The organism is Paenibacillus sp. 01T422 (assembly GCF_056398785.1).
Genome location: NZ_JBFTQB010000179.1, coordinates 1 through 10,482 on the forward strand (window position 1 = coordinate 1; position 10,482 = coordinate 10,482).

At 48.8% G+C, this 10,482-nt stretch carries 9 protein-coding genes; 7 read left to right on the forward strand and 2 right to left on the reverse strand.

The genetic code is table 11. The annotated features are described in order from the left end of the window. Positions 1-448, reverse strand: a 448-nt coding sequence (locus AC1DUA_RS12525; protein ID WP_477500068.1) for a response regulator, incomplete at its 3' end; no start/stop codon positions are given. A 220-nt stretch (positions 449-668) separates the two neighbouring features. Between AC1DUA_RS12525 and AC1DUA_RS12530 the strand changes: the two genes are divergently transcribed. The 6 genes from AC1DUA_RS12530 to AC1DUA_RS12555 all read left to right on the forward strand — a co-directional run bounded on the left by AC1DUA_RS12530 (position 669) and on the right by AC1DUA_RS12555 (position 6,291). Beyond that, positions 669-2,054 carry an ABC transporter substrate-binding protein gene (locus AC1DUA_RS12530; RefSeq protein ID WP_477500069.1) on the forward strand — a complete coding sequence of 462 codons (1,386 nt, stop codon included), beginning with the start codon at positions 669-671 and terminating at the stop codon, positions 2,052-2,054. A 95-nt stretch (positions 2,055-2,149) separates the two neighbouring features. Further along, a complete protein-coding gene (locus tag AC1DUA_RS12535) occupies positions 2,150-2,740 on the forward strand; it encodes a carbohydrate ABC transporter permease (protein WP_477500070.1) in 591 nt (196 codons plus the stop codon). A gap of 9 nt (positions 2,741-2,749) precedes the next feature. Next, positions 2,750-3,643, forward strand: a complete 894-nt coding sequence (locus tag AC1DUA_RS12540) for a carbohydrate ABC transporter permease (RefSeq protein WP_477500071.1) — start codon at positions 2,750-2,752, stop codon at positions 3,641-3,643. Positions 3,644-3,691: 48 nt separating this feature from the next. Beyond that, positions 3,692-4,618 carry a dihydrodipicolinate synthase family protein gene (locus AC1DUA_RS12545; RefSeq protein WP_477500072.1) on the forward strand — a complete coding sequence of 309 codons (927 nt, stop codon included), beginning with the start codon at positions 3,692-3,694 and terminating at the stop codon, positions 4,616-4,618. Further along, the gene (locus tag AC1DUA_RS12550; protein WP_477500073.1) at positions 4,615-5,298 is read left to right on the forward strand and encodes an N-acetylmannosamine-6-phosphate 2-epimerase; all 684 of its coding nucleotides are present in this window, start codon (positions 4,615-4,617) and stop codon (positions 5,296-5,298) included. Before AC1DUA_RS12545 ends, AC1DUA_RS12550 begins: the two co-directional genes overlap by 4 nt. A gap of 15 nt (positions 5,299-5,313) precedes the next feature. Beyond that, complete coding sequence (locus tag AC1DUA_RS12555; protein ID WP_477500074.1) at positions 5,314-6,291, forward strand: ROK family protein; 978 nt, start codon at positions 5,314-5,316, stop codon at positions 6,289-6,291. A 690-nt stretch (positions 6,292-6,981) separates the two neighbouring features. Here the strand turns inward: AC1DUA_RS12555 and AC1DUA_RS12560 are convergent. Continuing rightward, positions 6,982-8,406, reverse strand: a complete 1,425-nt coding sequence (locus tag AC1DUA_RS12560; RefSeq protein WP_477500075.1) for a discoidin domain-containing protein — start codon at positions 8,404-8,406, stop codon at positions 6,982-6,984. An 855-nt stretch (positions 8,407-9,261) separates the two neighbouring features. On the opposite strand from AC1DUA_RS12560, the gene AC1DUA_RS12565 reads away from it, so the two are divergent. Beyond that, on the forward strand, positions 9,262-10,482 hold a 1,221-nt coding region (locus AC1DUA_RS12565; protein ID WP_477500076.1), incomplete at its 3' end, for an APC family permease.

Genomic DNA, 10,482 nt, shown 5'->3' on the forward strand with positions numbered 1-10,482 from the left:
CCCATTCGCTGCCCTTGGACAACTTTCTTTCCTGGATCAGCTCGGAATGGGTTTCTCGCTTCTCCTGCCGGGTTACAATCTCATGTAGGCAGCTTTGGATCGTTGCCAGACTTTCTTCGTATTCGAGCGGCTTAAGCAAAAAGGCATGCACGTTGCCCAACCGTATGGCTTGCTGTGCATAGGAAAATTCATTGAAACCTGTCAAAATAACAAACACCGTATCTGGGAGCTGGGGGCGCAACTGCGCAATCATCTCAAGTCCATCCATCTCCGGCATACGGATATCCGTGATAATGAGATGGGGTCTCTCCTGTAATGCCATTGCTAGGCCATGTTTCCCGTTGTCCGCTTCTACAATATGGGAGACATTTAGCTCCTGCCAGTTAAAATAATGCCTGATGCCTGTGCGAATGAGTGGCTCATCCTCGACAATGAGTAGTTTGTACATAAGATCCCCCGAAAGATTGTGGCCTTCTCTGTTCTTTTCCTAAATTATATACTAAAATCGCTACAAAACGTGTTTGAAAAAGATAGAAAAGCAAAGAGGTCAGAATACGACCATAGATGTAAAACCAGTGGGATTTTGCCACGGATAGTTATGCTTTATGCTTAGAGCAAGGAATGAAAGCGAAATCATTCGTTCCTATAACGATAATGGGGGTACTTAGATGAGAGCATTGAAAAAAGGGCTGATGACCGTCTTAGGCGTAGCGCTAGTAGGATCCCAATTGGTTGCATGCACCAGTAATTCGGAAGGAAGTAAGCCGGCATCATCGCCGGACGCATCAAAACCTGCAGCGACCCAAGCGGCTGCTAAGCCTGTCGAAATTACTTGGTGGAACTTCCCCAACTTCCAAACATTGGACGGTGAAGTCGGCAAATATGAGAAACAAATCATTGCCGCATTTAATCAAAAGTATCCTGAGATAAAAGTCAATTTGGAAATGATTACATTCGATGGAGGCCCTCAGAAGCTTAATGTTGCGATTGCTTCCAACACGGCGCCTGACGTCATTTATGATGCTCCAGGTCGCATTATCGATTGGGGCAAGAAGAAATTGCTCGCACCATTAAACGACATGGTTACCCCTGAAGTTAAAAATGATATTGCTCCAGCTTTCTGGAAGCAATCGACCGTCGGCGATCAGATCGTCATGTATCCGCTGAATACAGGCCCGTTCATGATGGCTGTGAACAAAACCGTGTTTGAGAAAATAGGCGCTGTCGATCTGCTTCCGCTGAACAAACCGGACAGAACGTGGACGGTAGCGGAATACGAAAAAGCGCTGCAAGCTGTTAAAGATAAAGCGCCAGAAATGATTCCAACTGGCTTCTTCGCGAAAAGCACGGCAGGTGATCAAGGCACTCGCGCTTATTTGGCTAACATGGGAGTTTCCCGATTCCTGTCCGAGGATAACTCGCAAGTTGCAATTAATACCGAGAAAGCGGGTAAAGCTTTGGATTGGGTCGTCAAAGCAACCAAAGACAAGATCAGTGTAGCGGGAGCAGCTTCTCTTGCCGCCTCTGACGTCAACGACTTATTTTTACAAGGAAAACTGGCCTTTACCCTGAACTACTCGCCGGTACTGAAAGCGCAAAACGTTGCGAATAAGAAAGTGCCGTTTGAGGATATTCTGCTTCCATTCCCGACACTGGATGGTTCGAAGCCCAAGCTTGAGCCGTTCCTTGGAGGACTTGCGATTTTCAACAACGGCAATGCTGACAAAATCGCTGCTTCCAAGAAATTTATCGATTTCGTTGTGAATGATCCCGTTTGGGGCAAAAAGAATGTCATCCAGACTGGCGGTTTATCTGCTCGTACATCTGTAACTGGCTTGTATGACGATCCGGAGTATAAATATGCGGACCTGGCGCGTCAATTTATTACAGATCCTCCGACAATCGCAGACGGTTATGCGGAAATCCGCACGTTCTGGTTCCCTGAGCTGCAGCGCGCATTAACAGGAACGGCAACAGGGAAAGAGGCGTTGGACTCCTTCGCGGCCAAAGCTAATGAGGCAATTGCCAAAGCCAAAGCGCAAGTTCAAAAATAAGCGGCAATTGGCAGGAGGAGCAGCGAAGCAAGCGGCGCTGCTCCTTCACTACACACGAGAAATGGGGAAGAGGGAATGGAAGCAACATTTACAAAATGAAGGAGCTTTCCAGATCGTTTTTCCGAGGTGTTTTTTACTTACCTGCTGTATCCTCGGTGGTCAGTATTACGGTTGTGTGGGGCTGGATTTATCATCCCAACTATGGCATTTTGAATTATCTCATCGGTTTATTTGGTTTCGATCCGATATCGTGGTTAGGCGATACAAGAACTGCGCTGCTTGCGATCATTGCTGTTCTGATTACAACGTCTGTTGGACAGCCGATCATTCTGTATGTCGCTTCACTGGGCAACATCCCAACTTCCTATATTGAAGCAGCTGAGATTGATCGTGCAACTCCGTGGCAAATTTTCACCAAAATCGTATGGCCTATGCTCATGCCGACAAATCTTTATGTGATTGTCATTACGACAATTAACACGTTCCAGTGTTTCGCTTTAATTCAGTTGCTAACCTCGGGCGGTCCCGTATACAGCACATCGACGGTTATGTATGGCGTGTACGAACAAGCTTTCATGCTCGGGCATTTCGGTCTTGCTTCCGCAATGGGCATCATATTGGCGATCGTAATTGGCATCATATCCACAATTCAATTCAAATATTTTGGCAGCGATGTTGAGTACTAGGAGGTCATCATGATAGCAAATACGCATGTGCACACACACGCCGGCAGTGTCAGAAAACAGCGCCACACCGGTAAGAGACGTACATGGACACCGACGAAAGTGGTCTCCACCGTGCTTTTAATCCTTTCAACCATTGTGTTTATTTTTCCTTTCTATTGGATTATGACCGGCGCATTCAAAATTCAGACGGTCGCCACAGCGATACCTCCTGAATGGTTTCCGCTTAAACCGACGCTCAGCAATTGGCTTGAATTGTTTAAGAACCCGATTTGGCGTTGGACGCTGAACAGCTTCATCATCTCTATTGTGGAAATGATTGCGGTTTGTCTCGTTTCCTCGACTGCCGGCTATGTGCTTGCGAAAAAGCTTTTCCCTGGACGCAAAATTATTTTCACGATGTTTATAGCGGCGATGGCGCTGCCAAAACAAGTTATTCTCGTTCCGCTTTTTACGATGTTGGCGGATTTTGGTTGGGTGAATACGTATTATGGGCTTATTTTACCGGCGATCGGTTGGCCATTTGGTGTGTTCCTGATGAAGCAGTTCGCTCAGACCATTCCTGGAGAATTGATGGAAGCGGCCAAAATGGACGGTTGTTCGGAAATTCGATTGTTCTCCACCATCATAATGCCATTGCTTAAACCCGCACTCGGTGCGCTTGCCATCTTCACGTTCATTGCTTCCTGGAACGATTACTTCAGTCAGCTCATTATGATCCGCTCGACGACGATGATGACATTGCCGTTAGGTGTGTCCATGATGACGACGCAGAGCGAGTTTATGACGAATTACGGCGTACTCATGGCCGGAGCCGCATTGGCATCCGTTCCCATGATTGCAATTTTCCTGGTGTTCCAGAAAGCATTCACGCAGGGCATTACAATGGGCGCTGTAAAAGGATAAATAAAGGCATAGTATAGAAATTCCTACAAAACCGGAGGTAAATGCAGTATGAAATCCTACAATTTAGATCGATTTAGAGGGATTATAATTGCGATGTATTCTTGTTACAACGCATCGGGTGAAATTGATATGGAGTCAGCTCGCCGTTTAGCTAGGTATTATGCTGATTCAGGCGTCAAAGGCTTGTATGTAGGCGGCAGTTCCGGCGAAGGTATGCTCCAATCTGTCATTGAACGCAAGCTTATGCTGGAGGCCGTTGTTGGTGAAGTCGGCGATGAGCTCACGATCATTGCGCATGTCGGTGCACCTGCTTCACGCGATAGCGTAGAGCTTGCCATTCATGCGGAGAAAATTGGAGCGCACGCGGTTTCCGCTGTTCCTGCGATTTATTACCGTTTGTCGGCGCCAAGTGTAGAAGCGCATTGGCAGGCGATCATCGACAGCACGGATTTGCCTTTCATCATTTATCATATCCCGCAAACGACGGGTTTTCAGTTATCTTTGGGCTTGCTATCCAAAATGGCTGCTCAAGAAAAAGTCATCGGCGTCAAAATCTCCTCAGAGAGCACATTTGAGCTGCAGCAGTTCAAAGCTGCCGGGGGCAAAGATTTCCTTGTTTTCAACGGACCGGATGAACAATATTTGGCCGGCAGAAGCATTGGCGCAGATGGAGGGATTGGCGGTACATACGGCGTTATGCCGGAGCTTTTCCTCCGCATTGAGAATTATTATGCGCAAGGAAAGATGGCGGAGGCGTTGAAGTGGCAGTTTATTGTGAATGAACTGATCGTGGACTTATTGTCATTCCCGTCCTTGTATGGCGCTTGCAAAGCGATTCTAAAACTGCGGGGATATGACACAGGTGAGCCGAGAATGCCACTGCTGCCGGTTGCTGAAACGGATCTGCCTCGTATTCATGCGTTGAATGAGCGAATTTTAAGTTTTGTTGCGCAAGCGAAAGGAGAAGGACTGTGACACAAAAATCAGGGGAGCTGTTTCCCGGAAGGGGCTTGATCGTATCTTGTCAGGCGCTGCCTAATGAACCACTGCGGGGCGGAGATACGATGGCCAAAATGGCCAGAGCCGCTGTGGAAGCAGGCGCAGTGGGGATCCGGACGAATGGCGTGTTCGACATTCTGGCCATTAAGCAGGAAGTGTCGGTGCCGGTTATCGGCCTTATCAAACGTGATATGGCGGGCTCGAACATCTTCATTACGCCTACGATCAATGAAGTGCAAGCGATCGTCTTGGCTGGTGCGGACGTCGTGGCGCTCGATGTAACGGATCGCGAGGGTCGTCTGGAAGCTGTGAAACCATTGATTGCGCTGGCCCGCAAGATGGGCGCAGCGGTCATGGCGGATATCTCCACGCTGGAAGAGGGGATTGCTGCAGAGCGTCTTGGTGTGGATTTGATCGGCACCACGCTTTCGGGGTATACCTCTTACAGCCGGCAGTCGGATGAACCGGATTTTGAGCTGTTGCAGCAGCTCAGCGAGGCGGTCAAGATTCCGGTTGTCGCAGAAGGGCGGATCTGGACGCCTGAAGAGGCTGCGAAAGCGCTGGAATGCGGAGCAGCTAACGTCGTTGTCGGCAGTGCGATTACCCGGCCGCAATTGATTACGGCCCGATATATCAAGGCGATGAGCCGGAGATAGGGAAGGGGGGAGAAGATGATGGAATCAGTCCTATTTGACCCCAGTTCGGATTACGCAATCGGCGTTGACATCGGCGGCACGAAAATGAATGCCGGCGTGGTCAGCTCGAATGGAGAGGTCTTGTTCACGGTTAGTTTGCCGACCCTGGCGGGGCAAATAAATACGATGAACCGTGTTACGCAGACAATTCGGAGCTTGCTCTCCGAGGTTGAGGCCGTCAAGCCAGGCTGCCGTTATAAAGGAATCGGCGTTGGCAGCGCAGGACAAATCGACTGGTCGGTCGGGCAAGTTCGGTCTGCCTCTGAGCTGCTCCCGGGCTACGCCGGGACACCGCTCAAGGTGCTGCTGCAGGCGCAGTTTCATCTGCCCGTCATGGTGGATAATGACGTGAATGTCTTGGCACTGACGGAGAAACACCTTGGCGCAGGCAGAGGTGTTCGTCATTTCCTGTGTGTGGCGCTGGGGACAGGGGTCGGCGGTGCCGTAGTTGTTGATGGACATCTTGTACACGGCTGCTGGGGCGCAGGCGGGGAATTAGGCCATCTTTCGGTGGATTGGAAAGGAGCGCCTTGCTTATGCGGAGGAAGAGGTTGCCTGGAACATTATGCGTCAGGCACGAATATTGCTCGCAGAATGGCGGAAAAGCTAGTTGCAGCTGGTGAGGTTCCTGCACCCATCGATTCGCGGGAAGTGTTCTCGCGCTGGCTGTCGGGCGATCGAGTGGCTGCCGAGGTCATGGCGGATACGATTTCAGCGCTAGGATCGGCGTTAGCTACACTTGTGCATATCTTTAATCCGGAGCTGATCATAATTGGCGGCGGCGTGGCTGAAGCTGGCGATGGCTTCCTCGATGCCATAAGGAAAGAGGTGGCTGCTAGAACCATGCCGTCCATGCATGATGGCGTCAGGATTGAGAAGGCTTATCGCGGGAACTGGAGCGGGATGATTGGGGCTGCTTTGCAGGTGTGGGAGTATGCTGATCCAGCGACTTAACGGGATTTATCGGCATTATTGACAGGCGATTCAATTTCAGCAATGCTGGGCACCAATGCCCAGCTCCATTGTCCAACCCGAATGCCGAACCRTATTGCCCAACCCCAACTGGGGCGATTCTTTAGGATGTTGCAGATGAATAGATGGAAATTCTACCGCTAATCTGCGCTGTTCCRTGGCWGCGGAAGAAATAGCGGTAGATGCTCCATCTAAATCGCTGATAGCTACCCGAAAGCTGCTAGTTCCCGGCAAATAACAGGAGAAACTCCCGCTATTTGGGTAAAAATGGGTTTATCGCTGYAAATAACGRCAGTAATCGGCGCTAATTACAAACAAGCCATCTGCTTCAATGCCGAACCCCAACTGGGGCGATTCTTTAAGATGTTGCAGATGAATAGATGGAAATTCTACCKCTAATCTGCGCTGTTCCRTGGCWGCGGAAGAAATAGCGGTAGATTCTAGCTGCAATGCTCCATCTAAATCGCCGGCAGCTAGCCGAAAGCTGCTAGTTCCGGGCAAATAACGGGAGAAACTCCCGCTATTTGGGTAAAAATGGGTTTATCGCTGTGAATAACGGCAGTAATCGGCGCTAAACACCAACAAGCCATCCGCTCCGTTTCCCGACCGATTCTGTTAATAAGGGGGTATCAGACACCCCCCCTTACAACAGGATCGGTTTCTTTGCTATGCTTAGTTACCGTAAAAGTCAACTTCCGTTATGGAGTTCCATCCATTACCGGAAGAATTGCCATGACCGACGATGCGCACGTAACGGCCAGCCGTATCTGTAAAGTCGTGGGTCACTTGCGATAACGTCGAGCTGCTTACTTTGTTCGTCAACACATTTGTCCAGTTCGTGTTGTCGCTAGAAATTTGGACGTCAAAGGTTGTCGTGCGAATGTCACCTTGATGGAAGGCAATGGAAGCATCGGCGATGGTTTTGCTGGTGCCCAAATCATACTTAATCCATTGGCCGTCACCCTGAGAGGACCAACGTGTGCTTAAGTTGTTGTCCAGTGTGTTCGTGGCGACATTCCCGTCGTTGCCGCTATCGCTAACGGTTGAAACCGTCAACAGGGAGGGGGTTGCCGTCCCGCCCGTGCAGGATGTGTAAGTTGTTACTCCAGCTGTGTACATATTGCCCGCAGGTGTGCGAGTATTGTTGCAGGCTTTGGCCGAACCTCCGTTAACCAGCATGACAATAGGGGTAGCATTATCTAAATTAGCTGTATTGTTGTAAAAGTCATTGTTATACCCCCAACCTGGTGAACGTTCATGCACCTGGAAGGCGTCGACGATAATGGCGTTGCCATTGCGGCTCACGATATTATTGCGAATGATGGAATTATTGCCCTTGACATCCATGAAGCTATCAGCCGCATTGGCACCGCTGATGCCTGTACCGTTGAAGGTGCTGTTCTCTACAATGGTGCCAGTTGTGCCTTCTTTGATGTCAATGGATTCAGCTGTCACATTCGGCCCAATCGTTACATTCGTCATGCGATTATTATCCGCTTCCTTGACGTAGGTTCCCCATTTGCCGACATCAGAGCCAACATAAAGACCTTCGCCATAATCGGCGGTAACTTGTCCAGTGTCGTGCACGCTGGAGTTTTGAATGACGTTGTTCGAGCTTCCATCGCGGTAATGAACGCCTTCTTCGCCAATATTGTAGACTTCGACACCATCAATTAAGCCGTTGTTGGCATTGTCAATCATAATGCCTTTCTTGGCATTGGTGATTTTCAGGTTCTTCACTTGGGTGTAATCGCCAGTTAGGTAAAGTGTGTAGCCGCTGGAAGTTCCTCCTCCATTCAATATGGCCTTGTTGGTGGCGCTGGCGCTTTCAATCGTGATTGGATTCGAAGCCGTGCCGTTTACGCTGGACACAAAGTTGCCCGTGTAGGTTCCTGCGGCAAGAATAATCCGGTCGCCGGGGGCGGCATTCGCAAGTGCAGTTGTTAGGCACGAGGCAGTACTGCAGTTGACGGTTGCTGCTCCAGCTAGCGCCGGAAGTGCAAACGCAGCTACGATCGTCGAAACGAGCAGGAGGCGGGAGGATCTCCTCCTAAAAACGTTGGATAGGCCGATTGTCCTCATTGAAAAATAAGTCATTACCTCATACCGCCTTTCAAATTTGTAATCGCTTACAAAACAAACGATATCATACGGAATCGAATATTTCAAACATTTTCATACATAAAAAGTAGAAAGGAAACATCCACGACGGCGAGGCATAACAAAAAAGAGGCCCTGAGGCCTCTCGCAGTGTGTTAAGCATGTGCTAGTTGTTTGATCTCAAGCTTGATCGTAGTCAAATATGTAAGCTCCGGTGTCGCAAATCTTTCCGCTAATTGCCGGAGGCGCATATAGATGGTTCTTAAAATTACGCAATCCATTTGTGTAATCAGACAGCGGTTTGCGATGAAATCGTGCATGCTTACTTTGATCAGGTCGTCGCTACTGCGTAGATCGGTAATCTTTTGCTTGGTAGGATGGCCGAAATGGACGACATATTGCGTCTGGCATAAAGCATTTTGAAACAATTCGACACATTGTTTTGATACGTGTACTTGTCTTTTTGCCCCGAAGGCATCCGTGACAGTGAGCAGCTGCTTTTTCGCGTCTAAAGAGCTCTTTTTTAAATAAACAATTTCATGGGCCTCAATGCCCTCGACCAGCAGGCGAATAATAATCGCGTCTTGCGGATTTGTACAGCCAACCTCAATGTGTTCAATTTTCTCAAGTGTAAGAATACGAAATCAACTTCCCTTCCCAAGTAAAAATGATTTTCTGTAAAAGTTTCATGTGGCTTTCAGTAATAAGCAACTATATAAACTATGCAGGTGTGGGGAAGATTTATGCCGGATTACAAAAAAAATAAATTTTCAGAAAATTAGCAGGGAATGTCGCCTGCATGAAGAATTTGGTTGTTAACTTTATGAATAAAGTTGTGAGGGGGTTATCAATGTGGTGAATGAAGAGGCGGATTTGAAGAAGGTATTAGGGTTAAAAGACGCGATTGGCATTGCCATTGGTCAAATCATTGGAGCAGGCATCATGTCGATTACAGGAATCGCCATCGGATTAACGGGGACTGGAGTTCCGCTTGCGTTCTTGCTGTCATCGATTTTTATGCTCATTATTACGATCCCTCTTGCGGTGCTAGGTTCTGTACTGCCCACAACAGGCGGTATGTACACTTACACGAGCCGGCTGCTGTCTCCGAATGCGGGGTTTGTTTATCTGCTCTTATTCACCTTTGGTCATTTGACGATTGCGGTGTATGCGATCTCATTCGCTCAATATTTACAAGGGCTTATGCCGGAGACGCCCATTATGCTAGTCGCATTCATCATCCTCACGTTCTTCTATCTCATTAATCTGTTCGGAGTTAAATTTATGTCATCATTGGGTAAATTGTTGGTCGTGATCAAACTGCTTTCGCTGCTTGTCTTTATTGTGTGGGGAGTCTCGGAAGTGGACTACTCGGTGTTTCATCCGACACAGATGATGCCAGGTGGATGGACAGGGCTGCTAACAGCTGTAGGGATGACCTCCTTCGCTTCCGGCGGCGCTTATGCGGTTGTTGAGATGGGAGGGGAGATGAAACGTCCTCATCGGGATATTCCGCTTGCGATCCTGATTAGCAGTGGAATCGTTGCTCTATTGTATATAGGCATAGGTATCGTAGCGACTGGTGTTCTGCCGGTTAGCGAGGTTGCGGGAGAGTCTCTTGCTGAAGTGGCCAGAACGGTACTGCCCAATCCGTTGTTTCTATTCTTTATCGTTGGGGGAGCGATGTTCGCGTTAGCTTCAACGTTGAACGTGACATTTTCTTGGGTGACGAGAGGAATGCTCGTTGCCTGCCGGGACGGCTGGCTTCCTGCAGCATTTGGTGCCGTCAATCGCAAATTTGGCACGCCGCACTGGCTGCTGACGTTCTACTATTTACTCGGCGTCATACCGATTGTGACGGGGGTATCTCTAACGACGATTTCTCAACTTGGTGTCGGCATCTTGCTCTTTTCTAGCATTTTCCCCGTCCTCTCGGCTGTTCAACTACCACGCAAACATCCGGAGCTTTACCGTAAAGCTCCTTTCACCATGAAGCCAACACTGCTATATATCATTGTCTCCGTAGCTGTTCTTTTACTAGTGTACCAGAGCTATTTGCTGCTAAGCCGGTTG